Source organism: Pseudomonas sp. UBA6323 (assembly GCF_002439135.1).
In the GTDB taxonomy this organism is placed as follows: domain Bacteria; phylum Pseudomonadota; class Gammaproteobacteria; order Pseudomonadales; family Pseudomonadaceae; genus Aquipseudomonas.
The window spans coordinates 1-25,630 of record NZ_DJSX01000031.1; the positions used below are offsets into that span (position 1 = coordinate 1).

At 64.5% G+C, this 25,630-nt stretch carries 29 protein-coding genes; 11 read left to right on the forward strand and 18 right to left on the reverse strand.

Annotated features, from left to right (window positions below; genetic code table 11):
- The coding region (locus tag B3P22_RS06190; protein WP_296270379.1) for a hypothetical protein at positions 1 to 99 on the reverse strand (99 nt) is incomplete at its 3' end.
- 4 nt (positions 100 to 103) lie between these two features.
- Positions 104 to 1,228, reverse strand: coding sequence for a cytochrome c oxidase subunit II (gene coxB / locus B3P22_RS06195; protein ID WP_197857676.1), 1,125 nt, complete (start codon positions 1,226 to 1,228; stop codon positions 104 to 106).
- 406 nt (positions 1,229 to 1,634) lie between these two features.
- Between coxB and B3P22_RS06200 the strand changes: the two genes are divergently transcribed.
- Entirely contained in the window at positions 1,635 to 2,276 is a 642-nt protein-coding gene (locus B3P22_RS06200; protein WP_296270356.1) for a hypothetical protein, read from the forward strand.
- On the opposite strand, the gene B3P22_RS06205 is transcribed toward B3P22_RS06200, so the two are convergent.
- On the reverse strand, positions 2,266 to 3,195 hold the full coding sequence (locus B3P22_RS06205; RefSeq protein WP_296270357.1) for an AEC family transporter: 930 nt from the start codon (positions 3,193 to 3,195) through the stop codon (positions 2,266 to 2,268). The genes B3P22_RS06200 and B3P22_RS06205 overlap by 11 nt on opposite strands.
- A gap of 142 nt (positions 3,196 to 3,337) precedes the next feature.
- On the opposite strand from B3P22_RS06205, the gene glsB reads away from it, so the two are divergent.
- Positions 3,338 to 4,246, forward strand: coding sequence for a glutaminase B (glsB, locus tag B3P22_RS06210; RefSeq protein WP_296270358.1), 909 nt, complete (start codon positions 3,338 to 3,340; stop codon positions 4,244 to 4,246).
- Between the two features lie 68 nt (positions 4,247 to 4,314).
- The gene (locus B3P22_RS06215; RefSeq protein WP_013713310.1) at positions 4,315 to 4,710 is read left to right on the forward strand and encodes a RidA family protein; all 396 of its coding nucleotides are present in this window, start codon (positions 4,315 to 4,317) and stop codon (positions 4,708 to 4,710) included.
- A 78-nt stretch (positions 4,711 to 4,788) separates the two neighbouring features.
- Here the strand turns inward: B3P22_RS06215 and B3P22_RS06220 are convergent, their stop codons facing one another.
- From B3P22_RS06220 to B3P22_RS06230, 3 genes are all read right to left on the reverse strand, one after another.
- Positions 4,789 to 5,232 (reverse strand): GNAT family N-acetyltransferase, encoded by a 444-nt coding sequence (locus B3P22_RS06220; RefSeq protein ID WP_296270359.1) that lies wholly within the window; start codon positions 5,230 to 5,232, stop codon positions 4,789 to 4,791.
- A gap of 27 nt (positions 5,233 to 5,259) precedes the next feature.
- Complete coding sequence (locus tag B3P22_RS06225; RefSeq protein ID WP_296270360.1) at positions 5,260 to 6,249, reverse strand: asparaginase; 990 nt, start codon at positions 6,247 to 6,249, stop codon at positions 5,260 to 5,262.
- Positions 6,250 to 6,380: 131 nt separating this feature from the next.
- Positions 6,381 to 7,820: an alanine/glycine:cation symporter family protein gene (locus B3P22_RS06230; RefSeq protein WP_197857670.1), complete on the reverse strand. Its 1,440-nt coding sequence runs from the start codon at positions 7,818 to 7,820 to the stop codon at positions 6,381 to 6,383.
- Between the two features lie 160 nt (positions 7,821 to 7,980).
- Here B3P22_RS06230 and B3P22_RS06235 point away from each other — a divergent pair, with 160 nt between their 5' ends.
- Positions 7,981 to 8,799, forward strand: coding sequence for a helix-turn-helix domain-containing protein (locus tag B3P22_RS06235; protein ID WP_296270361.1), 819 nt, complete (start codon positions 7,981 to 7,983; stop codon positions 8,797 to 8,799).
- Between the two features lie 14 nt (positions 8,800 to 8,813).
- Here B3P22_RS06235 and B3P22_RS06240 read toward each other — a convergent pair whose 3' ends face one another.
- Genes B3P22_RS06240 through B3P22_RS06250 form a run of 3 tightly spaced genes read right to left on the reverse strand, consistent with a single transcriptional unit; the run spans position 8,814 to position 10,441 of the window.
- The gene (locus B3P22_RS06240; RefSeq protein ID WP_296270362.1) at positions 8,814 to 9,002 is read right to left on the reverse strand and encodes a protein DnrP; all 189 of its coding nucleotides are present in this window, start codon (positions 9,000 to 9,002) and stop codon (positions 8,814 to 8,816) included.
- 4 nt (positions 9,003 to 9,006) lie between these two features.
- Positions 9,007 to 9,717 (reverse strand): Crp/Fnr family transcriptional regulator, encoded by a 711-nt coding sequence (locus B3P22_RS06245; protein WP_296270380.1) that lies wholly within the window; start codon positions 9,715 to 9,717, stop codon positions 9,007 to 9,009.
- A gap of 16 nt (positions 9,718 to 9,733) precedes the next feature.
- Positions 9,734 to 10,441 (reverse strand): Crp/Fnr family transcriptional regulator, encoded by a 708-nt coding sequence (locus B3P22_RS06250; protein WP_296270363.1) that lies wholly within the window; start codon positions 10,439 to 10,441, stop codon positions 9,734 to 9,736.
- A gap of 167 nt (positions 10,442 to 10,608) precedes the next feature.
- On the opposite strand from B3P22_RS06250, the gene nirK reads away from it, so the two are divergent.
- The gene (nirK, locus tag B3P22_RS06255; RefSeq protein ID WP_296270364.1) at positions 10,609 to 11,694 is read left to right on the forward strand and encodes a copper-containing nitrite reductase; all 1,086 of its coding nucleotides are present in this window, start codon (positions 10,609 to 10,611) and stop codon (positions 11,692 to 11,694) included.
- A 10-nt stretch (positions 11,695 to 11,704) separates the two neighbouring features.
- The gene (locus tag B3P22_RS06260; protein ID WP_296270365.1) at positions 11,705 to 12,424 is read left to right on the forward strand and encodes an SUMF1/EgtB/PvdO family nonheme iron enzyme; all 720 of its coding nucleotides are present in this window, start codon (positions 11,705 to 11,707) and stop codon (positions 12,422 to 12,424) included.
- A gap of 321 nt (positions 12,425 to 12,745) precedes the next feature.
- Here the strand turns inward: B3P22_RS06260 and B3P22_RS06265 are convergent, their stop codons facing one another.
- The 9 genes from B3P22_RS06265 to B3P22_RS06305 form a co-directional block, all read right to left on the reverse strand.
- Complete coding sequence (locus B3P22_RS06265) at positions 12,746 to 13,198, reverse strand: REP-associated tyrosine transposase (RefSeq protein ID WP_296270366.1); 453 nt, start codon at positions 13,196 to 13,198, stop codon at positions 12,746 to 12,748.
- A gap of 150 nt (positions 13,199 to 13,348) precedes the next feature.
- On the reverse strand, positions 13,349 to 13,531 hold the full coding sequence (gene tatA, locus B3P22_RS06270) for a twin-arginine translocase TatA/TatE family subunit (RefSeq protein WP_296270367.1): 183 nt from the start codon (positions 13,529 to 13,531) through the stop codon (positions 13,349 to 13,351).
- A 29-nt stretch (positions 13,532 to 13,560) separates the two neighbouring features.
- Positions 13,561 to 14,121, reverse strand: coding sequence for a nitrous oxide reductase accessory protein NosL (locus B3P22_RS06275; protein WP_296270368.1), 561 nt, complete (start codon positions 14,119 to 14,121; stop codon positions 13,561 to 13,563).
- A 176-nt stretch (positions 14,122 to 14,297) separates the two neighbouring features.
- The gene (locus B3P22_RS06280) at positions 14,298 to 15,122 is read right to left on the reverse strand and encodes an ABC transporter permease (protein ID WP_296270369.1); all 825 of its coding nucleotides are present in this window, start codon (positions 15,120 to 15,122) and stop codon (positions 14,298 to 14,300) included.
- Positions 15,119 to 16,045 (reverse strand): ABC transporter ATP-binding protein, encoded by a 927-nt coding sequence (locus tag B3P22_RS06285; RefSeq protein WP_296270370.1) that lies wholly within the window; start codon positions 16,043 to 16,045, stop codon positions 15,119 to 15,121. The genes B3P22_RS06280 and B3P22_RS06285 overlap by 4 nt, the downstream gene beginning before the upstream one ends.
- On the reverse strand, positions 16,042 to 17,277 hold the full coding sequence (locus B3P22_RS06290) for a nitrous oxide reductase family maturation protein NosD (RefSeq protein WP_419096420.1): 1,236 nt from the start codon (positions 17,275 to 17,277) through the stop codon (positions 16,042 to 16,044). The genes B3P22_RS06285 and B3P22_RS06290 overlap by 4 nt, the downstream gene beginning before the upstream one ends.
- A 221-nt stretch (positions 17,278 to 17,498) precedes the next feature.
- Entirely contained in the window at positions 17,499 to 19,403 is a 1,905-nt protein-coding gene (nosZ, locus tag B3P22_RS06295) for a TAT-dependent nitrous-oxide reductase (RefSeq protein WP_296270372.1), read from the reverse strand.
- Positions 19,404 to 19,458: 55 nt separating this feature from the next.
- On the reverse strand, positions 19,459 to 21,624 hold the full coding sequence (gene nosR / locus B3P22_RS06300; RefSeq protein ID WP_296270373.1) for a transcriptional regulator NosR: 2,166 nt from the start codon (positions 21,622 to 21,624) through the stop codon (positions 19,459 to 19,461).
- Between the two features lie 495 nt (positions 21,625 to 22,119).
- On the reverse strand, positions 22,120 to 22,434 hold the full coding sequence (locus tag B3P22_RS06305; protein ID WP_296270381.1) for a c-type cytochrome: 315 nt from the start codon (positions 22,432 to 22,434) through the stop codon (positions 22,120 to 22,122).
- A 190-nt stretch (positions 22,435 to 22,624) separates the two neighbouring features.
- Between B3P22_RS06305 and B3P22_RS06310 the strand changes: the two genes are divergently transcribed.
- From B3P22_RS06310 to B3P22_RS06330, 5 genes are all read left to right on the forward strand, one after another.
- Complete coding sequence (locus B3P22_RS06310; protein WP_296270374.1) at positions 22,625 to 23,404, forward strand: CbbQ/NirQ/NorQ/GpvN family protein; 780 nt, start codon at positions 22,625 to 22,627, stop codon at positions 23,402 to 23,404.
- Positions 23,388 to 23,969 carry a cytochrome c oxidase subunit 3 gene (locus tag B3P22_RS06315; RefSeq protein WP_296270375.1) on the forward strand — a complete coding sequence of 194 codons (582 nt, stop codon included), beginning with the start codon at positions 23,388 to 23,390 and terminating at the stop codon, positions 23,967 to 23,969. Before B3P22_RS06310 ends, B3P22_RS06315 begins: the two co-directional genes overlap by 17 nt.
- A gap of 5 nt (positions 23,970 to 23,974) precedes the next feature.
- The gene (locus tag B3P22_RS06320) at positions 23,975 to 24,211 is read left to right on the forward strand and encodes a cytochrome C oxidase subunit IV family protein (protein WP_296270376.1); all 237 of its coding nucleotides are present in this window, start codon (positions 23,975 to 23,977) and stop codon (positions 24,209 to 24,211) included.
- Positions 24,212 to 24,447: 236 nt separating this feature from the next.
- Entirely contained in the window at positions 24,448 to 24,888 is a 441-nt protein-coding gene (locus tag B3P22_RS06325) for a c-type cytochrome (protein ID WP_296270377.1), read from the forward strand.
- A 3-nt stretch (positions 24,889 to 24,891) separates the two neighbouring features.
- The coding region (locus B3P22_RS06330) for a cbb3-type cytochrome c oxidase subunit I (protein ID WP_296270378.1) at positions 24,892 to 25,630 on the forward strand (739 nt) is incomplete at its 3' end.

Consider the following 25,630-nt stretch of genomic DNA (forward strand, 5'->3'; position numbering starts at 1 on the left):
GCCGATGTCCTTGTGGTTGGTGGTCAGCACCCAGCGCATCAGGCCCTTGGCCGGGCCATGGTGGTGGTCAGTATGACCGTGATCGATCACTGCACTCATGTCCTTACTCCTGCGCCTTGGAGAAATCGAGAATGTCCTTGGGCGTGACCATCTCACCGAGGTTGTTGCCCCAGGCATTGCGCTCGTAGGTGATGATGGCGGCCAGGTCGACCGGCGACAGCTGCTTGCCGAAGGCGGCCATGGAGGTGCCCGGCTTGCCGTTGTAGACGATGTCGATGTGGCCCTCGGCCGGCCCGGTGGCGATGGCCGAACCCTTGAGCGCCGGGAACATCGGCGGCAGGCCTTCGCCGTTGGCCTGGTGGCAGGCGACGCACGCCGTGTTGTAGGCCTTCTCGCCGCGCGCCATCAGCTCTTCCATGGTCCATTCCTTGCTGGTCAGCTCGCGCTCGGCAGCCGCAGCCTGCTTGCGTTCGGCCAGCCAGGCGTCGAAGTCCTCCTTGGACTTGGCCTCGACCACCACCGGCATGAAACCGTGGTCCTTGCCGCACAGCTCGGTGCATTGGCCGCGGTAGATGCCCGGCTCTTCGATGCGCGTCCAGGATTCGTTGATGAAACCGGGGATGGCGTCCTTCTTCACCGCCAGCGCCGGCACCCACCAGGAGTGGATCACGTCGGCAGCAGTGATGAGGAAGCGCACCTTGGTGCCCACCGGCACCACGAGTGGTTCATCGACTTCCAGCAGGTAGTGTTCGCCCTTGGCTTCGCGGTTGTTGATCTGCGAGCGCGGCGTGGTCAGGTTGCTGAAGAACTCGACGTCGTGGCCCAGGTACTTGTAGTGCCACTTCCACTGGTAGCCGGTGATCTGGATGTCCAGTTCGGACTCGGAAGTGTCGTAGATCTCGATCAGCGTCTTGGTCGCCGGGATCGCCATCACCACCAGAATGGCCAGTGGCACGACGGTCCAGAGAATCTCGACGGTGGTACTTTCGTGGAAGTGCGCAGGCTCCTGGCCGGTGGAGCGGCGGTGCATGATCATCGACCAGAACATGGCGCCGAATACCAGTATGCCGATCACTACACAGATCCAGAAGATGGTCATGTGCAGGTCGAACACGGAGCGGCTGACGTCGGTTACACCGGGCGTCATGTTGACCGTCCACTGGGCGTGCGCCGAGCCTAATGCCAGCCACAGCAGGAGGCCCATCCAGACTCGTGGATGTCGCATCATTGCGGGTTCCCCTTGATTGTTCTTGTTATCCCGCCGGCTGAGCCTGCGGCTAAGGGATCGACTGCCAATAGGGCATGCGTTGCGGACTCACTGTCCACGAAGCACACCCGACTGCTGGCGACTGCTGCCGAAACCTCTCCGTGCGTGAGCCCGTCCGGTTCCATCAGGTACTGCCTTTCGAAATCGAGTATAGACGGCGACTTTCACCTCGCAACGTACCAGCGAAAATGGCCGAAGCCACACAGCCCTTGTCCTAAACGCCGCGGCTGCTGCGGGCTGTAGCCGTTCTGATACAGGTGGATATAGCGGACTCGCATAAGTATGAAAAAGTTATGACAATCGTGTCTTAGCCGACCGCAGGAGCCGGCTAAGGTTCACGTCCATGTCCTGATATGTAGGAGCAGTCATGAACACCGCCGCCCTTCGTCAATTGATCGCCCATGCTCGTCAGCAGGAAAGCGGCAGCCAAGCGCTCGCCCATTTTCTCCAGGCTCAGCTGGATCGCCTGCATCCGTCCATTCGCCTGCCCGAGGGCGACGCGCAGGGCGCGCTGGCTGCCTTCGTCATCGCCTATATCGAGGAGGTACCGGACGTGCTGGATGCCGCCGCCGAGGTGGCGCGCGAAGCCGGAATCGAGTCCGCGGTGAAGCCCGTGCTGAAGATCGCCGAGCATTTCTTCCTGCAACCACCGGCCTTGATGGACGGCCACGAAGGGCTGGAAGGCCTGCTCGACGAGGCCTATCTGGCCCATCGCCTGGTGGAGGAGGTCAACGACCGCTACATCGCCCACTTCAGCCAGCCACTGATCCCGCTGGACACCACGCGTGCCAATCTGATCGCGCATCAGTTGATCGGCGAGCCCTTCGCCAACCAGCTCGATGAAGCCGTGCATCACGCTCTGGCCGGCATGCTCGATGGCGCCAGCTTCGACCAGCCCTCAGTGCAGGCCTACCGCGAGCGCCTGGCGGCGCCGAGCACCACATTGGCCTGGCGGCGCTGGCCCTGCCTGTCGCAGCAGCTGGGTGTGGAGTTGCAGCTCAAGGGCTGATCGCCAGCAGGATCAGCGACAGGGTCAGCAGCGAGCCGAGGGTGGAGAACAGGATCGCCCGCGACACCAGCGCTGCCTGGCGCTGGTAATACTCGGCGAGCATGAACGGCCCGGTGCCGGTAGGCAGCGCGCTGAGCAGCAGCGCGGCGTGCGCCCAGAACGGCGGCAGGTCGAGCAGCACGAAGGCGATGAACCAGGTCACCAGCGGCTGCAACACCAGCTTTAACGTCACCAGCGGCCAGGCACCTTCACTCGGCCCGCTCTGCCGCTGCGCCAGGAACAACCCCAGCGAGACCAGCGCACAGGGCACGGTGGCGGCACCGAGCAGGCGCAGGAACTCGTCCAGCGCTGCCGGCAGTTGCACACCGCCCAGCGCCCAGGCCGCACCGAGCAACGGTGCCACCACCAGCGGATTCTTCAGCAGCGCCGAGACCACCTGCACGATGGCGCCGCCCAGGCCCTTGTCGCTCTGCAGGCCCACCTCGATGCACACCACCGCCAGGCCGAACAATACGCAGACCACCATCAGCGAGGCGATCAGTGCCGGCGCCATACCGTCATCACCGAGCACCAGCACGCACAGCGGAATGCCGATGTAGCCGGTATTGGCGTAGCCGGCGCTGAGCCCGTCGATGCTGGCGTCGACCAGGCTGCCGGTGGTTTTCCAGCGATACGCCAGGGTGGCGAGAAATACCGCGAGCATGCCGCCGGTGAAGGCGAGCAGGAAGCCGGGCTGCCAGATCTGCGCCCAGTCGGCCTTGGCGGTCAGGCTGAAGAGCAAGGCCGGCAGGCCGAGCCAGACCACGAAGCGGTTCATCTCCGAAGCGGCGGTCGGCCCCAGGCGATTGGTGCGCCGGCAGATGAACCCGACCAGAATCAGACCGAAGATCGGCAGCAGCACATTGAGAACGGTGGACATCGAACTACGCCAGCGACAGGGGAGGACCGAGCCTAGGGGCGCTAGCGATCCAGGGCAAGCCATTGCCTGTGATTCGATGACGTCCGCTGGCGTCTAGCACTGACCTGCCGGGACGCTCCCCGGCCTACTCGCGAGCCCGAACATGCAAGCGCTGTTGAACGAAATTCTCGATGAAGTCCGCCCGCTAATCGGCCAGGGCAAGGTGGCCAATTACATCCCGGCGCTGGCCGGCGTGGCGCCCGATCAGTTGGGCATCGCCGTGTATGGCAACGATGGCCAGTTGCATGTCGCCGGCGATGCGCAGTTGCCCTTTTCCATCCAGAGTATTTCCAAGGTGTTCAGCCTGGTGCAGGCCATCGGCCACAGCGGCGAAGGCATCTGGCAGCGCCTGGGCCACGAGCCGTCCGGCCAGCCGTTCAACTCGCTGGTGCAGCTCGAGTTCGAGCGTGGCAAGCCGCGCAATCCGTTCATCAACGCCGGCGCATTGGTGATCTGCGACATCAACCAGTCGCGCTACGCCGCGCCGGCGCTGTCGATGCGCGACTTCGTCCGGCGTCTGTCGGGCAACCCCGAGGTGACGGTGGACAACCATGTCGCCGAGTCCGAATACCAGCACCGCGCGCGCAATGCCGCGGCGGCGTATCTGATGCAGTCGTTCGGCAACTTTCACAATGACGTCGAGGCTGTGCTGCGCAGCTACTTCAGTTGCTGCGCGCTGCGCATGAGCTGCGTCGATCTGGCGCGCGCCTTTGGCTTCCTGGCCAACCAGGGCTTCTGCAAGCACAGCGGCGAGCAGATTCTCTCGCCGCGGCAGAGCAAGCAGATCAACGCCATCATGGCCACCAGCGGGCTGTACGACGAGGCCGGCAACTTCGCCTACCGCGTCGGCCTGCCCGGCAAGAGCGGCGTCGGCGGTGGCATCGTCGCCGTCGTGCCGGGGCGCTTCAGCGTCTGCGTGTGGTCGCCCGAGCTCAACGCCGCCGGCAATTCGCTGGCCGGGATCAAGGCGCTGGAGCTGCTCAGCCAGCGCATCGGTTGGTCGGTTTTCTGACTCGATGGGCTATGGTCGCAGCAGGCCGCACCTTCGTGCGGCCACTGACGTGAAGATCAGGAGTGCCCATGTCGATGCCCGAATACCACATGTTCGCCGCCGCGCCCGCGCCGGTCGCGCCGTTCTCCCATGCTTGCGAAGCCGATGGCTGGGTGTTCATCACCGGCCAGTTGCCGATCGATCCGGGCAACGAAGCGGCGCCACTGCCGGAAGGCATCGAGGCGCAGACGCACAAGACCTTCGACAACCTGCTGGTGGTCCTCGAAGGGCTCGGCCTGGGCCTAGAGAACGTGGTGTCGGCGCGTGCCTTCCTCACCGATTTCTATGGCGACTACGCCCGCTTCAACGCGGTGTACGCCAGCTACTTCCCCGAAGGCAAGCGCCCGGCGCGCACCTGTATCGGCACCACGGGCCTGGCCCGCCACGCATTGGTGGAGATCGATTTCATCGCGCGGCGCCCCTGAGGCCGGCGTAGCCCGGATGAAATCCGGGAAGGAACGCCGCTATGGATGAATGCGGGCTACGGGAGCGGGTACATCGCGCTACAGCAGCTTGCGGTACTGCACGAAACCCGAGCGCTCGCCGATGCGCTCGTACAGCAGCTTGGCCTGGCTGTTGCTCTCGTGCGTCAGCCAGTGCACCCGCGAGCAGCCATTGGCGCGGGCCTGCTCGTAGACATGCTGGATCAGCTTGCGGCCGATACCGCCGCTACGCTCACCCTTGGCGACGAACAGGTCCTGCAGGTAGCAATAATCCCCGGTGGTCCAGGTCGTGCGATGGACGACCCAGTGCACCAGACCGACGGCCTGATCACCGCGCCAGGCCAGCGCGGCGCCCATGGGCTCGGCGGGGTCGAGAAAGCGCTGCCAGGTGACGGCGCCGGTCTCGGCCGGGATATCGGTCATGTAGAAGCGCTGGTAGCCCTGCCATAAGGGCAACCAGGCGGAGTGATCGGCAGCGACTACAGGGCGAATTTCGATACTCATCGTCCTTCCTCTGTTTGGGCAGGTGGATCAGTCGCTCATCTCACCACAGAGATCGCGTGCCAGCCAGTGCTCCACCTCGGCTTGCGTCAATCCGGCGCCGAGTAGGGCGAACAGCTTGCCCAGCGCGGCCTCACGGGTCATACCGCCGCAGGACACTAACCCGGCCTCGGCAAGACGACTGCCGGCGGCGTACACGCCGAACTGCACATGCCCCTGCGCGCACTGGCTTATCGCCGCCAGCACCGCGCCGCGCGCATGGGCATCGCGCAGCACCGCCATCAGCTCGGCATCACCGGCCGGGCCGGTACCGCTACCGTAGCACTCCAGCAGCACGCCCTTCACGCCACTGTCGAGCAGGGCGCTGAGGTGACCCGCCTGCACGGCCGGATGCAGCGGCAGTACGGCTACATTCACCCGCTCGCGCGCCTGACGGTAGTCGATAAGGGCGCTGATCGCGACATGCTCGGCCTGACGCTGACGCGGCAGCACCTGGAAGGCATCGAAGGCATCGCTGCGCAGCTTCGAACAGCGCGCGCCGTGCAGCAGCTGACCGTTGAAGTACAGGTGCACGCCCGGCGTCACGCCGCGGTGCAGCGCACGCATGGCGCCGAACAGGTTGGGCCAGGCATCGCCGCCGGCCACACCGGCCGGCTGCATGGCACCGGTCAGTACCACCGGCACGTCGAGGCCGAGCAGCAAAAAGCTCAGCGCCGCAGCGCTGTAGGCCAGCGTATCGGTGCCATGCAGCACCAGCACGGCGTCATGGCCATGCGTCTCCACGGCCGTGACGATCTCTTCACGTAGCGCCAGCCAGTGACCGGGGTTCATGTTGGCGCTGTCGATCAGCGGCAGCAGCTCGCGAAAGCTCCACTGCGGCAGTTCGCTGGTGTTCTCGCTGGCTTGCTGGGTACGCATGCGCGCCTCGAAACCCGAGGCCGGCGCCAGGCCGTCTGCGCTCATCTGCATACCGATGGTGCCGCCTGTGTACAGCACCAGGAGTTTTTCTGGGGTCGCCATGGGCTCTCCTCGCAAATCACGGGCAAAAGCAACGTTCACAACATCGCTCACGACTGCCCGAAGAATGGCTGCCAGAGTTCGGCAGGCCAAGAAAAAGGGGGCCTTGCCCCCTTTTTTCCGTCTGAGTCAGATCAGCGCTGGTAGGCGCGATCACCGACCTGCGCCGGGTCGGCGGCATTGCTCGACTGGTTGTCCCACACGGCAGGGTCGAGGTCCAGATCGGCGAACTGCTTGGCATCGAACACCGGCGACTTCACACCCGCCTTGACCTGGCTATCGTAGTCGCGCATCACCCTCAGGCCTACCTTGAACAGCAGCGCCAGGGCGATCAGGTTACAGATCGCCAGCAGACCCATGGTCACGTCGGCGAAAGCGAACACGGTCCCCAGGTCCTGCACCGAACCCCACAGCACCAGGCCGATCACCAGCACACGGTAAACCATCACCGGGCCGCGCTTCTGGCTGAAGAAGCCCAGGGCGTTTTCGCCGAGGTAGTAGTTGTAGATCAGCGTGGTGAAGACGAACAGCAGCAGCGCCAGGCTGATGAATACCCGGCCCCACTCGCCGACCACGGCCGCGACGGCGCTCTGGGTCAGGACCACACCAGCCTGTTCCATACCCGGCTGGTAGACGCCCGAGAGCAGGATGATCAGCGCGGTGCAGCTGCACAGGATCAGGGTGTCGATGAATACGCTGAGCGACTGCACGATGCCCTGCGCAGCCGGGTGCTTGACCTCGGCGACGGCGGCCACGTTCGGCGCGCTGCCCAGGCCGGCCTCGTTGGAGAACAGGCCGCGCTTGACGCCCATGATGATGGCTGCGCCGATACCACCGGCGAAGGCCGGCTCGAGGCCGAAGGCGCTGTTGAAGATCAGGGCGAAGGTGGCCGGCACCTCGCCGATGTTCATGCCAATCACCAGCACTGCCATGGCGATGTAGGAGAACGCCATGACCGGCACCAGCACGTCGGCGAACTGCGCGATGCGCTTGATGCCGCCGAAGATGATCAAGCCAATCACCACGGTCAGGGCGATGCCGCTGGCCAGGGTCGGAACGCCGAAGGTGTCATGCAGCGAGCTGGCGACGGTGAAGGACTGCACGGCGTTGAAGCCGAAGCCGAAGGTCACCAGCAGCAGGATCGACACGACGATGCCCAGCCAGCGCTGACCGAGGCCGTGCTGGATGTAGAACGCCGGGCCACCGCGGTAGCCGCCATCGGCTTCGCGACGCTTGTACAGCTGGGCCAGGGAGCACTCGAAGTAGCTGGTGGCCATGCCGACCAGGGCCACGATCCACATCCAGAAGATGGCGCCCGGGCCACCGAGCATGATCGCCACCGAAACACCGGCGATGTTGCCGGCGCCGACGCGGCCGGCCACCGAGAGCATCAGGGCCTGGAACGAGCTGAGCTGGCCCGGCTGGCGCTGCAAGGCCTCGCTGAAGATGCGGAACATGCTGCCGAAGTAGCGGAGCTGGACGAAGCGTGAGGCGATGGTGAAGTACAGGCCGAGACCGATCAGCATCACGATCAGCAGCTTGCTCCAGATGAGGTCATTGAGAAGATCGAGCATGGAGGCTTTCTCTCTTGTTGTTCTGAGTGGGAATACGCCCCGCCGGGCGGATTGCGGAATGGTTCGCGATAGAGGCCTCATCGGGCAATTTCGCAGGTAGCGGCGAAATGACGCGAGTTGATGCTAGAATCGCGTCATTCGCATCAGCTGGAGCAGCTATATGTCCGATTCCCTCGGCACCAACCTGAAACTGCTCTGCAGCCACTACCGCTCGATTGCCGAGGTGTGTCGCAAGCTGGCGATCAATCGTGCGCAGTTCAATCGCTACCTGGCCGGGCTGAGCCGGCCGACCTCGCACAACCTCAAGCGTATCTGCGATTTCTTCGGTGTCGAACCCTTCGAACTGGCCATGCCGGCTGAGCAATTCTCCCGCCTGATCGGCGCCCGCAGCGGCGCTGCGCAGCAGCAAGGCGGCAGCAATCCGCTGCTGGAACTGTTCGCCCCGCTGCGTCGCCAGGCCAGCCCGATGGAGCGCTATTGCGGCTACTACTTCGAATATTCCAACTGCATGTCGGTGCCGGGGCACGTGCTGCTGTCACTGGTGCACCTGCGCGAGGAGCGCGGCAACTACCTGTTCGAGCGCCAGGAGCGCCAGGAACGTCAGGAGTCCACCCGGGGTGGCAGCGAGGACTGGGTGCGCTGTCGCTACCTGGGCACCGCGTTCTTCCTGCAGGACCGCCTGTTTCTGGTGGACTACGAGTCGCTCACCGGCAACGAGATGAGTCAGACCATCCTCATTCCCAGCTTCAAGAGCCGCATCATCCGCCTCAACGGCATCAAGACCGGCGTTTCCAGCGGCGACCGCCGCACCCCGGCCTGCACCCGCGTGGTCTGGCAGTACCTCGGCAACGAGATCAACCGGGTCAACGCCTATCGTCAACTGATGCTCTACGCGCCGGACGACGCACGCATCGACGACGATATTCGCCAGCGCCTGGGCAGCGCGCAGGTGCGTGACGGATTGTTCGAGATGGAGTGACCTTCGCCGCCCGTTCAGACGCTACGCGGCAACCACAGCATCATCAACACACAGAACACCGTGAGGCCCATGCAGAACCACAGGAAGCGTCGCTGCCGGCGCAGCCGGGGCAGGTGAGTGGGCAAGGGCATGCCACAATCGCCGCATTCGAGCGCTGAAGCGGGTTGCGGGCGTTGGCAGTAGAGGCAGGTGCGGGTGCTCATGGCGCTACTCGAACTGTTCCAGGCGCTGCCGGTCCAGGATGCGGATGACCCGCGCCTGCTGGGTGATGATCTGCTCGTCGACCAGGCGGCGAATGATGCGCGAGAAGGTCTCGGGCTGAATCGACAGGTGCCCGGCGATCAGTTGCCGGGCCATCGGCAGCTCCACTTCGTCGCCATCGCTGCGCGCCAGTTGGGTGAGCAGGTAACGCACCACGCGGTGCGTGGCGTTCTTCAGCGACAGCGTTTCGATCTCATTGATGCGCTGGTGCAGGCGGATGCACAGCTTGCCGAGCAGGGCGAAGGTCAGCCGCGAGTTGCCCTGCAGCAGGCGCATGTAGGTGGCATTGGAGAAGCGGTACAGCTGCGTCGGGCCAAGCGCCTGAGCCGAGGCCACGTAGTCGGGGGTGTCCATCAGCATCATCGCCTCGGCGAAGGTATTGCGCTCGCCGATCACCTCGAACACCTTTTCCTGACCATCCGGGGTCAGGCGGTAGATTTTAACCGCCCCGGAGATCACGAAAAAGAACGCGTGCGCCGGCTCGCCCTGCATGAACAGGATGTCGCCCTTGTCGAGGTTGAGCAGTTGGCTGTCGGCCAGCAGTTCGTCCAGCTGTTCGTCGGCCATTGGCTCGAACAGGTGATGGCTGCGCAAGATCTGGTGATGAACGCGATGCTGCACCCGGGACGATTCCTGGCTGCCCGACGAGGCGATCATTCGGGTCGCAATGGTGTTACTGAACATGCTCGGTCTCCGGTGGTTCGGCATAGCGGGCGATGCCGTCCAAATCGAGGAGCACCACGTGCTGGCGCCCCAGTTCCAGCAGTCCGCGCTCCTTCCAGGCACTGAGCAGACGGCTGACGGTGTGCAGGGTGGTGCCGGTCATTTCCGCGAGGTTCTGACGCGACAGGGGAAAATCGATGCTGACGCCGTTGCCGGTGTGGCGCCCGGAATGCTGGGCCAGGCGCAGCAGGGCGTGCGCCAAGCGCTGTTCGACGCGCTCGGTGGACAACTCGCGGATACGCTGGTGGGCGTCCTGCAGGCGCTGCCCGAGCGCGCGCACCACATGCTCGCCCAAATGCGGGCAAACCCGGCTGAGCGACTCCCACTGCGCCGATGGCCAGCGCAGCACGCTGCTGTTCTCCACCGCGACGGCGGATGCCGGAAAATGGCTCAGCGCCATGGCGCGGGCAAGGCCGAACAACTCGCCGGCACAGACGTAGCGCACCACCACACGCTCGCCGGCCGGGGTCAGCTGAGAAATCTGCAGGTGGCCGCCGAGCAGAAAGAAGAAATGCCGGGCGGGCTCACCCTGCCGGAACACGAAATCCCCCTTGAGGACATCGCACCGCTGAGCGTGCGCCACGACGTGCTCGAGCTCGTCATCGCTCAAGGGCGAGAACAGAGGCAGGCGTGCGATCAGCTCGAGTTCGGGAGGCATAAGGCATCAATTCGGTGCAATGCGGCGGATGTGCTGATCGTAGCGCGTCGCCTGCGTCAGCCGCTGCGGTAAGTTGTCGCTGCCCACCACTTCTTTGTTCCAGGACAAAGAAGGCGAAGATCGCTTGCCCTGAAATGGTTCCAGCCAACCATAAAAGGGGACACAGCATGAAAGGCTTCAAACCGCTACTGATCGCCAGCGCCATCGCCCTGAGCTTCACCAGCACCTCGCTGCTGGCCGACACCACCGCTGGCCTGGAGCGGGTCAAGGTCGACCTGGTCGCGCCGCCACAAGTGCATGCGCATGAGCAGGCCACCAGCGCCAAGCCGAAGGTGGTGCAGTTCCGCATGACCATCGAGGAGAAGAAGATGGTCATCGACGGCCAGGGCACCACCCTGCAGGCCATGACCTTCGACGGCTCCATGCCCGGCCCGACCATGGTGGTGCACGAGGGCGATTACGTCGAGCTCACCCTGGTCAACCCGGCCAGCAACTCCATGCCGCACAACATCGACTTCCATGCCGCCACTGGCGCGCTGGGCGGCGCCAAGCTGACCCAGGTGGCCCCGGGCGAAGAAGTGGTGCTGCGCTTCAAGGCCGACCGCAGCGGCACCTTCGTCTACCACTGCGCGCCGGAAGGCATGGTCGCCTGGCACGTGCTCGCCGGCATGAGCGGCACCCTGATGGTGTTGCCGCGCGACGGCCTCAAGGACCCGGAAGGCAAGCCGCTGCACTACGACCGCGCCTACACCATCGGCGAATTCGACCTGTACATACCCAAGGACAAGGACGGCAAGTACAAGGACTATGCCGACCTCGGCTCCAGCTTCCAGGACTCGCGCGAAGCGATGCGTACCCTGATCCCGACTCACGTGGTGTTCAACGGCAAGGTCGGTGCATTGACCGGCGACGGCGCCCTAACCGCCAAGGTTGGCGAGACCGTGCTGTTCATCCATTCGCAGGCCAACCGCGACACCCGCCCACACCTGATCGGTGGCCACGGCGACTGGGTCTGGGAAACCGGCAAATTCGACAACCCGCCGGAGAAGAACCTGGAAACCTGGTTCATCCGCGGCGGCTCGGCCGGGGCGGCGCTGTACACCTTCAAGCAGCCGGGCGTGTACGCCTACGTCAACCACAACCTGATCGAGGCGATGGAGCTGGGCGCTGCCGGCCACGTCAAGGTGGAAGGCGAGTGGAACGATGACCTGATGAAGCAGATCAAGGCCCCCGGCCCGATCACTGCGAAGTAAGGGCATGGCGATGAGAGCACTGCTGGTGGGTGCGATGCTGCTCGGCGGCTGCATGCAGACGAGCCGCATCGACGAAAACGACTGGGTACGGATCGCCGCCGGCACCGCACGGTACCAGGCCGCCGATGCCAGCGGTGCGACCTTCGAACAGCACAGCGACGGCTTCGCCATCATGCGCCGCCAGGTCAGCCAGGCGGAGTACGCGGCATGCGTCGCGGCCGGCGCCTGCCTGCCCCTGGATGGCGACTTGCGCGAGGCGAGCGCTGCCGACCTGGCCGTCGTGGGAGTCAGCTGGATGGACGCCAGCGCCTACGCCCAGTGGCTGACGCAGCGCACGGGCGTGGTTCACCGTCTGCCGACTTATGCAGAGTGGGTCCTGGCCGCTGGCGAGGCGTTCCAGGACATTCAGGCACAGGCCTTCGACGACGCCCGCAACCCGGCGCAACGCTGGCTGGCGGAGTACGACCGCGAATCCCGGCGCAAGCCGCTGGACCCTCGCCCGCGAGCGTTCGGCAGCCAGGGCAGCAACGCCAACGGCCTGCTCGATGTGGCCGGCAATGTCTGGGAATGGACCGACAGCTGCTTCGGCAAGGGCGACTTCTGCGGTATCCGCATCGCGGCCGGGCAACATCCCAGCGGGCTTTCCGACTTCGTCCGTGACCCGATCAGCGGTGCCTGCTCGGTAGGTGTGCCGCCGAGCAACCTGGGATTTCGATTGGTGCGGGAGTGATTCGCTGTTCCCCTGATTCACGGACAAGTCCGCTCCCACAAAAAAGCGACGGCATCTCTTCCTTCAAACCAGCGGCACACCCGCTCCCAACCTGTGGGAGCGGACCTGTCCGCGAAGCTTTTCTGCTGCTCTCGCAGCACGCCTGGGTATTTCGCCAAACTACTCGCTGATCATCCTGATCCACCGTTGCAGCTCCATTCGCGGACAAGTCCGCTCCCACAAAAGCGACGGCGTCTCTTCCTTCAAACCAGCGGCACACCGGCTTCCAAACTGTAGGAGCGGACTTGTCCGCGAAGCTCTTCCAGGCCAAAGCCTCAAGCCTCACAACCAGCAAGCATCCCACAGCGGATAGTCACCTATGCACTCGACAAGCCCCGCCCGCAAAGGATTGGCGATGATGTAACGCGCAACGGGCAGAAGGTCCTCCTCCCGGCGAATAGCGCGATCATGGAATCCCTGCTGCCACAGCACTCCCGAGCACCCAATCCTGCGGTTGATATGCCGCGCGCTATTACTCTTGATCCGCCGCATCAGCTTGTCCAGCGGCTTGCCGTGCAGCTCGACCAGCCAGTGCAGGTGATCCGGCATCACCACCCAGGCCAACGACGTCACCCAGCCCTCTTCGCTGGCGGCACGCAGCTCGGCCACCAGCAGGCGCGCCAGATCGAAATCGCCAAACAGTGGTTGGCGCCGTTGAGTGGCAGTGGTCAGCAGATAGGGATGGCCTGGCTGGCAGTGGCGGCCAAGGCGCAGGCGGTGGGATTGGGCGGGCATTCCTTTGCCTCCTTAAAAAAGCGAAGGCTTTGGTATAGCACAACGGACTGTTCATGCTGGCAAAGAGCTTCGCGGACAAGTCCGCTCTCACAGGTTCAGCAGCGCCTAGCCCATTGTGGGAGCGGACTTGTCCGCGAACGGGGTCCGCGACTACTTCAGCTCACGCGGCGCTTCGTCGCTCGTCACCGGATCTCGATCATCGCGCATCGAGCGGCGAAAGCCGCTGATCGCACCGCCCAGATCCGAGCCAATGCTGCGCAGGCGGCGGGTGCCGAACAGCATCATTACCAGCAGTGCGATGACCAACAGTTTCCACACACTCAAACCCATCATGGCGCTTATCTCCTCTGGTCAATCGCAGCTCAATGAACGGCATGGCCATGTGCATGCCCGTGCATGGCGCCACCATGCTGCTGGCCTGCGGCCTCCTGCAGCAGCGCCTGGTCGATCTCGTCAAAGCGCAGCACGCGCCCGCCGTGCATGGCCGCCAGCTGCTGCGCCTGCTTCTCGCTGGCGAAGCTGGCCAACGGCGCGCCCATGGCGTTCTTCAGCGAAATGCCGATCACGTAGAAGGCGCTGGTGGCATCGATCAGGTGTTCGTCGTCCGGGTGCTCCCACACGCTGCGGCCCATGTCGTGGACGTACAGCCGGGCGCCGCTGAGGCGGTTCTCCGGCTGCAGCCACCAGCCGAGCAGTTCGGCGGTGGAGCAGAATTTCTTCACGCCGTTACTGGCCACCGCCTCACCTTTGGGCCCGGGTAAGTCGGCGATGATCATGCCGCAGACATGGCATTCGTCACTCGGATGAAAGGCCACCGACTCCAGTGTCTGCGTGGTCTGTTCCTTGTCGCCGCAGCCGGCCAGGCCGAAGGCGAGGGCGGTGGCGAGCAGCGCTATTGCGCTGGTGCGGTACAGATGGTTCATGGATCGAGGTTCCTCAAGTCAGTGGAAAAATGGGCGAGCAGGCGCTGGGATTTCGCGGACAAGTCCGCTCCCACGGGCGCCATGCATATGGGAGCGGACTTGTCCGCGAATAAGGGGGACAGAAAAGCATCGCGGCCGAAGCCGCTCCCACAGAAACTCACACTCGCGCGGGTGCATCAGGTCGGGCGCCGACGAAACACGCCGTAGGCCAGTAGCAGCAAGGCCCCGGCCCAGGCCAGCAGGCACAGCCACAGCGCACTGCCGGGCAGCGGCAGGTCGCTGCCCAGCGCCAGCACGCCCATGCCGCTGCCGTCGAAGCCGGCCAGGTTGATCAGGCGGTAGATGTCAGTGGGATTGAGCAACAGCATCCAGGGCAGCAGTTCGGGATTGAATCGGCCTTCGCTGAACACCAGCAGGGCCAGCAACGCCAGGTCGAACACCAGCACGAAGAGAAACCACACCCCCAGCGCCAGGCCGGCCGCACTGGATTTCTCGCTGACCCTGGCGCTGAGCACGTAGGCCATCGCCAGGAACACCCAGCCGAGCAGCGTCGAGGACAGCATGAAGCGGCCGAACGCCCAGGCCAGTGTGGCCAACTCGACATCCTCCACCAGCAGGCCGATGGCCAGTGCCGCGCCGCCGAAGCCGATCATGACCGCCAGGGCGAGGATCAGGCCGTGGCCGACGAACTTGCCCAGCAGTATCTGCCCACGTCCCAGAGGATGGGTCAGCAGCAGCATCAGCGTGCCGGCCTCGTCCTCGCCGACGATGGCGTCGTAGGCCAGCAGCAGGGCGATCAGCGGCATGAGGAAGGTGGCCAGGCTCGCCAGGCTGGCGATGGTCGCCGGGATCGAGGTAAAGCCCAGTTGTCCGGAGGCTGCCGCACCGAGCCAGGCGATGCCCACTGCCAGAGCGGCGAACAGCAGACTGATGGCCAGCAACCAGCGGTTGCGCAGGCCGTCGCTGAGCTCCTTGCGCGCGATGTTCCATACCTGGCTCATGCTCCGCCCTCCTGTGCGCCCGCAGCGCCGGCGCGCTCCATGTAATGGCGATACAGATCCTCCAGCGAAGGCTGGTGAATCTCGATGTCCTGCGCAGCACCTTCATCGAGCAGTTGGCGCAGCAGCGGCAGCTTGTAGCCATTGAGCGCCTGCACCTCGACGCTGTGTTCACCCAGGCTGCGCGCGCTGTGGCCGGCTGCGTCCCAGCGCTGCAGCAACTGTTCGCCGGCGCGAATACCCGTGGCACGGATGCGTACCGGCAGGCCGGCGGCACCGCGTAGCTCGCCGAGGCTGCCGACCGCCTGCAGGCGGCCGCCGGCGAGAATCGCCGCACGATTGATGTGCGCCTCCACACCCGGCAGCACGTGTGAGCAGAGGATGATGCCGGTGCCGCGTTGGCGCAGGCGGTCGATCAGTTGGTAGAGGTCCTGAGTGGCGATCGGGTCGAGGCCCACCGTAGGCTCGTCGAGCAGCAGCAGGCGCGGCTCGCCGAGTATCGCCTGGGCCAGGCCGAGACGCTGGCGCATGCCCTTGGAATAGGTTTTCACCCGCCGCTCGGCGGCAGGCATCAGCCCGACCTGCTCCAGCAGTTCGTCGACCTGGCTCAGCGCCGCGCCCTTGAGGCGTGCGAAGTGACGCAGGGTTTCACGACCGCTGAGCTGCGGATAGAACATGACGTTCTCCGGCAGGTAGCCGAGCTGGCGGCGCACCTGTGGATCATCGGGCGCGCGGCCGAGCACGCGCACCTGGCCGGCACTGGGCGACAGCAGACCGAGGATCAGCTTCATGCTGGTGGTCTTGCCGGCCCCGTTATGGCCGAACAGCCCCAGGACCTCGCCTTCGCCAAGGCTGAGGTCGAGGTCGTGCAGTACGGTCATGCGCCCGTAACGCTGGCTGACGCTGTGGATATCGACGGCATTCATGGCGCAGCCTCCAGGCCGGTGTTCGACTGTGTTGCGGTGGGCGGGCGCATCAGCGGATGGCTGTCCTGCACGCCCGGCGACCTGACTACCGGGAATGCGCGCTGTACCCAGCGCAACACCTCGATGCTCGGGCTGTTCATCAGCAGGCGCACCTGCGGGTACATCCACAGCAGGCGGTCGACGTTGTCGTTCGGCTCGTAGGCGACGTCACCCAGGCCGTCGTCGTTGCGGTCCCAGCCCAGGTAGTCGCTCCAGTAGTTGCCGCGGCCCTCCACCGACCACTCCTGAGTGCGGGTGGCGACGTATTTCACCTGCTGCTGGTTGTCGACGAAGGCGTTGCCGGCGATGCGGTTGTCCTCGGAGCCGGCGGTGAGGTGAATGCCCAGGGTGCTGCGGGCGAAGTGGTTGTTCTCGATGCTGTTGAACAGCGAGTTGTAGATGAACAGCGCCTTGCCCTCATCGCCGCTGATCATGCTGTCACCACCGGTGTCGCCGGGCTGCACGTCGGTGACGACGTTGTCGCGGATCGTCGAGTAGGTGATGTAGTTCATCAGGATGCCGTAGTTGCGGTCCTGCTCGGAGCGGTTGCCGACCACGGTCAGCTTGCGGCTCTGCATCAGCGCGAAGCCGGTACGGGTGCGCCGGGTGACGTTACCGATCACACGGTTGTCGTTGGCGAACATGTAGTGCACGCCGTAGCGCAGGTCCTCGAGAACGTTGCCCTCCAGGTGGTTGCCGTGGGAGGTGTCGATGTAGATGCCGTCGCGGGCGTTGCGTACGTGGTTGTCGATCACTCGCGCACCGCGCACGGCGAACAGATGGATGCCGTTGCCGCGGTCCTGCGAGCGGATGCTCGGGTCGCCCTCGATGCGATTGCCGATCAGGCTGACGTTCTGGCTGCGGTCGACCCAAAGGCCGAAGCCCGGCCCGCTCAGGCGGTTGTCGCGCACCACCACATCGTGGGCGGTATGGGCGATGTGCACGCCGGCATCCATAGCGGTGAGATCGTGCCCCCAGTCGAGGAGGGTGCAGCCTTCGACGCTGACGACGCTGGCTTCGATGATCAACGCGCTGCCCTGCCCGTCGGCCCGCAGCACGGCGCCCGGCGCGCAGCGCAACTGCATGGGCTGGTCGATGACGAACTGCCCAGGGTACTCGCCTGCCGGTAGCAGCCAGCGGTTCTCGCCCTGCGCCTGCAGCGGCAGGGTCGAGATGGGCTGCACCTGCGCCATGGCGGAGCCTGCAGCGAGCAACAGCGCGGTGCAGATCGCGGGGAGCTTGGTATATCGGTTCACTGCACTTACCTTCGTCCACCTGTTCGTACGGGGCATCGCGTTTTGTGGGAGCGGACTCGAACGTTTATCCACAAGCATTCGCGGACAAGTCCGCTCCCACGATGAGGTGTGGCGGCTGAAAGCGAGGCCGGGGAAGGCAGCCTTCCCCGGCCCCGGCCTCAGGCCGGCTCGACCATCATGCGGCCGACCATCTCCATGTGCAGCGCGTGGCAGAACCAGCTGCAGTAGTACCAATGCAGGCCGGGCTTGTCGGCGATGAAGGTGATTGACGAGGTCTGGTTGGGGCTGATCTCCATGCTCACGCCGTGGTTGACCATGACGAAGCCGTGGGACACGTCCTCGATCTGGTCCATGTTGGTGATCACCACGGTGACTTCATTGCCCTGCTTGACCTTGAATTCGGTCAGACCATAGGCCGGCGCCATGGAGGTCATGTACACGCGCACCTTGTTGCCTTCGCGGATGACCTTGTTGTCCTCCTCCAGGTTGATGCCGTCCTTCTTGGCCATGGCCACGGTCGGGGCGAAGAAGGGATCGTTGCGGTCCCAGATCTTGCGCGTCTTGATCTGGTCGCGGCGCGCCATGATGCAGTCGTGCGGTTCGGCGAAGGTCGGGCCGTCGTGCACCAGCTTCATCATGTCGCCGGAGATGTCGATCAACTGGTCGTTCTCCGGGTGCAGCGGGCCGGTGGGCAGGAAGCGGTCCTTGGAGAACTTCGACAGCGCCACCAGCCACTTGCCATCGGCTTCGCTGGTTTCGCACAGCGAGGCGTGCAGGTGGCCGGGCTGGTAGTGCACGTCGAGCTTCTGCTTGATGTAGTTGACCTTCTCGCCCTTGTAGGCGCGACGGGCCTCTTCCATGTTCCACTTGACCACCTGGCTGTCGATGAACAGCGTGGTGTAGGCGTTGCCGCGGCCGTCGAAGGTGGTGTGCAGCGGGCCAAGGCCCAGCTCGGGCTCGCCGACCACCACGTCACGCGGGTCCTTGAGCTTGCCGGCGAAGAGGTCGGGGAGCAGGTCGATGTCGATCATGGTGCAGGTCGGCGACAGCTTGCCGTTGGCAATGAAGTACTTGCCGTCGGTGGAGGTGTTCAGGCCGTGCGGGTTCTTCGGCACCGGGATGTAGCGGGTCACCACACTGTCCTTGCCGTCCTTCTTGCGCCCGTCAACCACCGGCACCTTGGAGTCGCCGAGGGTGATGAAGCGACCGGCCTTGATCTCCTTCTCCACGGCCGGGATGTCGAACACCACCACCCAGTCGCGCTCGTTGCGCATCATGCCGCCGAGGTCGAAGGCCTTCTCCGAGTTGTAGCAGGTGGCGGCGGTGAAGCGCCCGGTGTAGTCCATGTCGGTATTGTCGAGGTTGCCGTCGACGATGACCTGGAAGGCCACCTCCATGGTTTCGGCATCCACGGCGTTGTACATGGTGAAGCTGTTCTCGTCCTCGAGGTCGAAGACCTTGCCGTCATTGGGGTGCGGGATGATGAACTCGGCGTTGCAGAACACGTACTTGGTGTGCGGCACCTTCTGCAGGCGCAGGCCGTGGATGGCCTGGACATTGGGGATGGTGGTGATCTTGTCGCACTTCATGATGTCCAGGCGGATGCGTGCGACGCGGCTGTTGGCCTTGTCGTTGATGAACAGGTACTTGCCGTCGTACTTGCCGTCGGTCATCGAGATATGCGGGTGGTGGCAGTCACCATTGAGGAACTTGGCGCTGTCGCCGAGGATGTGCCGGCTCTCGTTGGTCAGGCCCCAGCCGGTCGCCGAGTCGACGTTGAACACCGGGATGCGCATCAGCTCGCGCATCGACGGCACGCCGAGCACACGCACCTCGCCCTGGTGGCCACCGCTCCAGAAGCCGTAGTACTCGTCCAGCTCGCCCGGGGCGACATGGATCTTCTGCTGCGCCTCCTTGGCGGCCGCGGCCCAGCTGTCGCGGGTCATCACCCCGCCGACCAGGCCACTGGCCGCCACGGCGGCACTGGTAAGTGCGCTGGCGCCGAGAAAGCCGCGCCGGCTCAGACCGGTTTTTTCATCCTTATCGCTTTGCTTGTCGCTCATGGGTCGCTCCTGTTGGGAAATAACACGCCTGCCGCGAGCCCGGTTCGGCTCGTGGTCAGGCATCGCTCACCTCGACGGCGGGAATCAGTTGTGGGTCGGCAGCCTTCTTGCCGCGCTTCTTGCGCTTGTTGATCAGCGGCGGGCATTTGTTGTCGTTGTGGTAGGTCATCTGGCAGTCGAGGCAGTAGTGGCACTCGTTGCCGTTGATGCGACCGTCCGGGTGGATGGCCTGGATCTCGCATTCCTTGGCGCACAGCTGGCAGGGGTTGCCGCATTCCTTGCGGCGCTTGAGCCAGTCGAACAGGCGGAACTTGCTGGGGATCGCCAGGGCAGCGCCCAGCGGGCAGATGTAGCGGCAATAGACCTTGCGGGTGAACAGGTTGACCAGCAGCAGGACCACCGCGTACAGCACGAACCACCACTGGCGGTCGAACTTCAGGGTGATGGCGGTCTTGAACGGCTCCACCTCGGCGACCTTCTCGGCCACCATCATCGACTCCAAGGAAAGGCCGAACAGCACCAGCAGGACGATGTACTTGATCGCCCAGAGCCGCTCATGCACGGCGAAGGGCAGTTCGTACTGGGGAATCCTGATCTTGCGCGCCAGCTCGTTGAGCAGCTCCTGCAGCGCGCCGAACGGGCACAGCCAGCCGCAGAACACGCCACGGCCCCAAAGCAGGATGCTGGCGGCGGTGAACACCCAGAGCACGAAGATGATCGGGTCGGTGAGGAACAGCTCCCAGCGGAAATCCTGAAACACCGCGTGGACGAAGGTCAGCACGTTGACCACCGACAGCTGGCCCAATGCGTACCAGCCGATGAACAACACGGTGAACAGCAGGTAGCCACGGCGCAACCAGTGCAGGAACTGCGGTTTGCGGGCGAAGCTGTCCTGCAGGAACAGAATCACCGTGAGCAGCCCGAGGGCCACCAGCAGCACGCCGATCTGGAAGCTCTTCTGGTACCAGATGTTGACCCACAGCGGGCGGTTGGCCTCCTCGATCGCCGCCAATTCCGCAGCGGTCGGATGCGGCCGCTCGATGTAGTCCTCGGGAATCTGGTAGGGCAACTCGAAGCTGGTGAAGATGCCCTCGACCGGGCCGATCTGGCGCCGCACCAGCAGCTCCAGGCTCCACGGCGAACCGGGGTCGAAGGCGTGCTGCTTGCGGGCGATGAAGATCGCCATCTCGAAGAATTCGGGCATGCCGCCCGCGTACACGTCCGAGAGGCGGATGAAGTCGAGGTCGCGGAAACTGATGACATCGCCGAACTGGCGCAGCTGTACCCGATCGAAGATGCCGCCGCGCACATAGCCCGAGCCCTTGAACGAATACTCGCCATTGCCCAGTACGGCAAAGGCCTGCTCACCCGGCTTGAGGCTGTCGATCAGCTCCGCGTACTGGCGCTCGCCCAGCAGGTTGCGGCCGACGGTCGGCGGGTTCAGCGGCGCGACGTAGAGATCAATGAAGGTCTCGTCGTGCAGCTCCGGCGCAGCTACATCGATGCCTTCGGCCTCGGTGCCGTTGAAGGCGTCGTCGACCTGGCCACGGGTCAGGTGCATGCGGCGGATCGCGCCATTGCCGGTCAACTCGCTCCAGTCCGCCTCGTGGAAGACATCCTCGCGCACCCGCGACGGTCTCGGCCGCACATTTCTACCGTCCTCGATCAGGCCCAGATCGACCGCCACGGCATGGGCGGCGCGCATGACGATCTCGTTGATCACCATCACCGTCACGGTGGCGCCGGTCACCGCATCGACGGTCACCGCGTCGGGATCGCTGGAGCGCCCGACCACCACGCGCTGACCGGCCTTGACCCCGGAGTAATGGGCGTTGAAGTCGTGGATCTTCTGCTCGGGAATGCCGATCAGGACGATCGGCTCGTGGTGTTCGAGCAGGTAGGCGTCGAGGATCACGCCCTGCGGATCGAGCAGCACCTGCATGTTGATAGGCTTGCCGGAGTAGGCGGGCATGTCGGTGACGTGAATGCTCTGGAAGGCGTAGCCAAGGATCTCCTCGCCCTTGCGCAGCGTACGCACCTGATACTTGCCCGCGGCCTCGGAGAGGCTGTCAGCGTCGGGAAAGAACAGCCCGATACGCTGCTGCTCGGCGTCGTACTCCCTGGCCTGCAGGGGCAGCGCGAGCGCGATCAGGGCCAGAAGAACGACTAGACCGGCCCCCCACGCGCGCAACGCGCCAACGGCCGAAAGCTGGGGCTTCATCAGGCTACCTACATCCACTGCTCAATTGCGGCGGATGGTAGGTCGCGCGTCTTGCCGATCTCCTTGATTACGATCAAGAGCGGCCGGTGTCGTAATGCTGCTCGCTCAAGGCTAGGTCATTGGTGCCCCTCTCTCATTGATGGGAGAGGGCGAGGAGCGGATCGCGCATCAGTCCCGCATCGCTGCCTGGTCATTCGCGGCCAAGGCCGCTCCCACAAAAACGACGCCATTCACTCGGGACTACGCGATTGGCTCCCCTCTCCCATTCATGGGAGAGGGGCTGGGGGAGAGGGCCGAAAACACCGCGAAACCGCCGGTTTCCCCNNGAGGGGCTGGGGGAGAGGGGCAAGGGGCAAGGGGCAAGGGGATGAAAAGCGCTCCCTGCCAGCTAAATGAACAGCATTACGGGCAGCGGCGATGAAACCAACGAAGAAGGGCAGGCGATCCTCGAACGCCTGCCCTCTAATTTTTATCTGGCCGCAGTCGGCCAGGCCGTCATTTCAGTGTCAGCACCCACTCGGCCAGGGTCTTGGCTTCCTCCTCGGTAACCGGATTTGGTGGCATCGGCATGGCGCCCCAGACGCCGCTGCTGCCGTTCTTGATATGGCCGGCGAGCACCTCCGCCGCGCCGTCGACACCTGCATTCTTCGCCGCCACGTCCTTCAGGGACGGACCGACCAGCTTGGCCTGCACGCTGTGGCAGGCGCCGCAGGGCTTGCTTTTGAACAGCTCTTCGCCGGACGCGGCGTGGGCATTGGGCAGCGCCGCCAGACTCAGCAGGGCCGCCAGCGGAATCAGCGCTTTGTTCATGATCACTTCCTCATCGTAGATGTGGCCTGCCGGATACAGCTGGCGGCTGGCGCGTTGTTTGATAAGGATCATAAACAGAGGCATTTGCCGCGGCGCTTGACCGCAATCAAGTCTGTCGCGCGTGGCGCTTGAGAGCGCCCATCCGCCCCCGCTAGCGTGCAGCCAAACCCGTAGCGAAACAGGAACCGTCATGCACGACACCCCCTTCTATCAGGTACAGGGCGACGAACAGCTGCTGTTCGAGCAGGCCTGGCAGCAGCGCATGCCGGTACTGCTCAAAGGCCCGACCGGATGTGGCAAGACACGCTTCGTCCAGCACATGGCGCAGCGCCTGCAGCTGCCGCTGTACACCGTAGCCTGCCACGACGACCTGAGCGCCGCGGACCTGGTCGGCCGTCACCTGATCGGCAACGAAGGCACCTGGTGGCAGGACGGCCCGCTGACCCGCGCGGTGCGCGAGGGCGGCATCTGCTACCTGGACGAGGTGGCCGAGGCGCGCCAGGACACCGTAGTAGTCATCCACCCGCTGGCCGACGACCGCCGCGAACTGTACCTGGAGCGCACCGGCGAGGTCCTTCAGGCGCCGCCCGGCTTCATGCTGGTGGTGTCCTACAACCCCGGCTACCAGAATCTGCTCAAGGGCATGAAACCCAGCACCCGGCAGCGTTTCGTGGCGCTGCGCTTCGATTACCCCGGCGTCGAGCAGGAGTGCCAGATCGTCGCCCGTGAGGCTCAGGTCAACGAGTCGCTGGCGCGCCGCCTGGTCGCCCTCGGCCAGGACATCCGCCGTCTGGAGCAACATGATCTGGAAGAAGTGGCCTCGACCCGCCTGCTGATCTACGCCGCGCGCCTTATCCACAGCGGCATGGACGCCCGCACCGCGTGCCGCGCCTGCCTGGCCGAGCCGCTGTCTGACGATGCGCAGACGGTCGCCGCGCTGATGGACTTGGTCGATGTCCACTTCGGCTGAACGCGAGGCCGCCCGGCTGCCGGGCGATCTGGCGATGTGGTTTTTGATCCTCGCCGAGCTGACGGTGTTCGCCCTGCTGATCCTGACCTTCGCCATCACCCAGGCGCTCTCGGCCGAGAGCTTCGCCGCCAGCCGGGCCCTGCTCGATGGCTCCATCGGCCTGGCCCTGACCCTAAGCCTGCTCACCGCCGGTTTCTTCGCCGCACTGGCCGTGCACTGTGTACGTGCCGGTCACGATCGTCAGGCCAGCGCCTGGCTGCTCGCCGCGCTGGCCAGCGGTTGCGTCTACGTGGTGCTCAAGGGCCGCGAGTTCGGGCACCTGATCGACGCCGGGCTGGATCTGGAGTACGACCGCTTCTTCACCCTGTACTGGATTCTCGGCGGCTTCCACTTCCTCCACGTGCTACCCGGCCTGCTGCTGTTCGCCTGGCTGGCCTGGCGCTGTCGGCGCGGCGTGTACGCGCAGGCCGACAAGCACGGCGAACTGGAGTCGTGCGTCCTGTACTGGCACATGGTCGATCTGATCTGGGTGCTGCTGTTCCCCTTGCTCTATCTGCAGAGGTAATCCGGATGAACGCCTTCCTGTGCTGGCTGGGCCTGGTACTGCTGTCTTTGCTGAGTCTGTGGCTGGTCACCGCGCCGGTCGCCTCTTGGGCTGCCCTGGCGCTGTCGGCGGCAGCGCTGGGCAAGGCCTGGCTGATCGTCGACGGGTTCATGGAGTTGCGCCACGGCCCGCGCCTATGGCGCGCGTCGTTGCTGGCGTGGTCGCTGTGCATGGCGAGCGCGCTGTACTTCGGCACGCCCTGAGCGAGCCGGGGCCCTGTTCGCGGACAAGTCCGCTCCCACAGGTCAGAAGCGCGACCTGCTTTTTTTGTGGGAGCGGACTTGTCCGCGATCTTTGCTGTACCCACGCGGAATCCGCCGCCAACCCGAGTTCCCCTTTCCCCGCCCAGTACTGCGATTGCGCCTTCTTGATCGCCATCAAGCGGTTTTCCCGGGGTGCCGTCCGAAAATGGCCTCGCCAAGCCTTTGAGGACATGACCATGTCGGAAACCTTCACCAAGGGAATGGCCAGAAATATCTACTTCGGGGGAAGCGTGTTCTTCATCCTGATATTCCTGGCCCTGACCTTCCACAGCGAACAAACCTTCCCCGAACGCACCAACGAACACCTGATGAACGAAGCGGTGGTGCGCGGCAAGCTGATCTGGGAGCAGAACAACTGCATCGGCTGCCACACCCTGCTGGGCGAGGGCGCCTACTTCGCGCCGGAGCTGGGCAACGTGTTCGTCCGCCGCGGTGGCGAAGAACAGTTCAGCAACTTCCTGCATGCCTGGATGGCGGCCCAGCCGCTGGGCGTTCCCGGCCGCCGCGCCATGCCGCAATTCAACCTCAGCGACAGGGAAGTGGACGATCTCGCCGAGTTCCTCAAGTGGACCTCGAAGATCGATACCAACGACTGGCCGCCAAACAGGGAGGGCTGAGAAATGACCACTGCCAATCCGCACCTGAAATTCGCCTCGCAAGCCGTGGCCAAACCCTACTTCGTGTTCGCCCTGATGCTGTTCGTCGGGCAGATCCTGTTCGGCCTGATCATGGGCCTGCAGTACGTGGTCGGTGACTTCCTGTTCCCGTTGATCCCCTTCAACGTGGCGCGAATGGTACACACCAACCTGCTGATCGTCTGGCTGCTGTTCGGCTTCATGGGCGCGGCCTACTACCTGATCCCAGAAGAGGCCGACCGCGAACTGCACAGCCCGAAGCTGGCGATCATCCTGTTCTGGGTGTTCGCCATCGCCGGCGTGCTGACCATCCTCGGCTACCTCGCCGTGCCCTACGCCACCCTGGCCAGGATTACCGGCAACGAGCTGCTGCCGACCATGGGTCGCGAGTTCCTCGAACAGCCGACGATCACCAAGGCCGGCATCGTGGTGGTGGCCCTGGGCTTCCTCTACAACATCGGCATGACCCTGCTCAAAGGTCGCAAGACCACGGTCAGCGTGGTGATGATGACCGGCCTGATCGGCCTGGCGGTAATGTTCCTGTTCTCCTTCTTCAACCCGGAAAACCTCGCCCGCGACAAGTACTACTGGTGGTGGGTGGTACATCTGTGGGTGGAAGGCGTGTGGGAACTGATCATGGGCGCGATGCTGGCCTTCGTGCTGATCAAGGTCACCGGCGTCGACCGCGAGGTGATCGAGAAGTGGCTCTACGTGATCATCGCCA

Bases quoted from the DNA above. Each gene is read 5' to 3' on its own strand.
- coxB (WP_197857676.1), bottom strand. From the start codon at position 1,228: ATGATGCGACATCCACGAGTCTGGATGGGCCTCCTGCTGTGGCTGGCA.
- B3P22_RS06200 (WP_296270356.1), top strand. From the start codon at position 1,635: ATGAACACCGCCGCCCTTCGTCAATTGATCGCCCATGCTCGTCAGCAG.
- B3P22_RS06205 (WP_296270357.1), bottom strand. From the start codon at position 3,195: ATGTCCACCGTTCTCAATGTGCTGCTGCCGATCTTCGGTCTGATTCTG.
- glsB (WP_296270358.1), top strand. From the start codon at position 3,338: ATGCAAGCGCTGTTGAACGAAATTCTCGATGAAGTCCGCCCGCTAATC.
- B3P22_RS06215 (WP_013713310.1), top strand. From the start codon at position 4,315: ATGTCGATGCCCGAATACCACATGTTCGCCGCCGCGCCCGCGCCGGTC.
- B3P22_RS06220 (WP_296270359.1), bottom strand. From the start codon at position 5,232: ATGAGTATCGAAATTCGCCCTGTAGTCGCTGCCGATCACTCCGCCTGG.
- B3P22_RS06225 (WP_296270360.1), bottom strand. From the start codon at position 6,249: ATGGCGACCCCAGAAAAACTCCTGGTGCTGTACACAGGCGGCACCATC.
- B3P22_RS06230 (WP_197857670.1), bottom strand. From the start codon at position 7,820: ATGCTCGATCTTCTCAATGACCTCATCTGGAGCAAGCTGCTGATCGTG.
- B3P22_RS06235 (WP_296270361.1), top strand. From the start codon at position 7,981: ATGTCCGATTCCCTCGGCACCAACCTGAAACTGCTCTGCAGCCACTAC.
- B3P22_RS06240 (WP_296270362.1), bottom strand. From the start codon at position 9,002: ATGAGCACCCGCACCTGCCTCTACTGCCAACGCCCGCAACCCGCTTCA.
- B3P22_RS06245 (WP_296270380.1), bottom strand. From the start codon at position 9,717: ATGATCGCCTCGTCGGGCAGCCAGGAATCGTCCCGGGTGCAGCATCGC.
- B3P22_RS06250 (WP_296270363.1), bottom strand. From the start codon at position 10,441: ATGCCTCCCGAACTCGAGCTGATCGCACGCCTGCCTCTGTTCTCGCCC.
- nirK (WP_296270364.1), top strand. From the start codon at position 10,609: ATGAAAGGCTTCAAACCGCTACTGATCGCCAGCGCCATCGCCCTGAGC.
- B3P22_RS06260 (WP_296270365.1), top strand. From the start codon at position 11,705: ATGAGAGCACTGCTGGTGGGTGCGATGCTGCTCGGCGGCTGCATGCAG.
- B3P22_RS06265 (WP_296270366.1), bottom strand. From the start codon at position 13,198: ATGCCCGCCCAATCCCACCGCCTGCGCCTTGGCCGCCACTGCCAGCCA.
- tatA (WP_296270367.1), bottom strand. From the start codon at position 13,531: ATGATGGGTTTGAGTGTGTGGAAACTGTTGGTCATCGCACTGCTGGTA.
- B3P22_RS06275 (WP_296270368.1), bottom strand. From the start codon at position 14,121: ATGAACCATCTGTACCGCACCAGCGCAATAGCGCTGCTCGCCACCGCC.
- B3P22_RS06280 (WP_296270369.1), bottom strand. From the start codon at position 15,122: ATGAGCCAGGTATGGAACATCGCGCGCAAGGAGCTCAGCGACGGCCTG.
- B3P22_RS06285 (WP_296270370.1), bottom strand. From the start codon at position 16,045: ATGAATGCCGTCGATATCCACAGCGTCAGCCAGCGTTACGGGCGCATG.
- B3P22_RS06290 (WP_419096420.1), bottom strand. From the start codon at position 17,277: ATGGCGCAGGTGCAGCCCATCTCGACCCTGCCGCTGCAGGCGCAGGGC.
- nosZ (WP_296270372.1), bottom strand. From the start codon at position 19,403: ATGAGCGACAAGCAAAGCGATAAGGATGAAAAAACCGGTCTGAGCCGG.
- nosR (WP_296270373.1), bottom strand. From the start codon at position 21,624: ATGAAGCCCCAGCTTTCGGCCGTTGGCGCGTTGCGCGCGTGGGGGGCC.
- B3P22_RS06305 (WP_296270381.1), bottom strand. From the start codon at position 22,434: ATGAACAAAGCGCTGATTCCGCTGGCGGCCCTGCTGAGTCTGGCGGCG.
- B3P22_RS06310 (WP_296270374.1), top strand. From the start codon at position 22,625: ATGCACGACACCCCCTTCTATCAGGTACAGGGCGACGAACAGCTGCTG.
- B3P22_RS06315 (WP_296270375.1), top strand. From the start codon at position 23,388: ATGTCCACTTCGGCTGAACGCGAGGCCGCCCGGCTGCCGGGCGATCTG.
- B3P22_RS06320 (WP_296270376.1), top strand. From the start codon at position 23,975: ATGAACGCCTTCCTGTGCTGGCTGGGCCTGGTACTGCTGTCTTTGCTG.
- B3P22_RS06325 (WP_296270377.1), top strand. From the start codon at position 24,448: ATGTCGGAAACCTTCACCAAGGGAATGGCCAGAAATATCTACTTCGGG.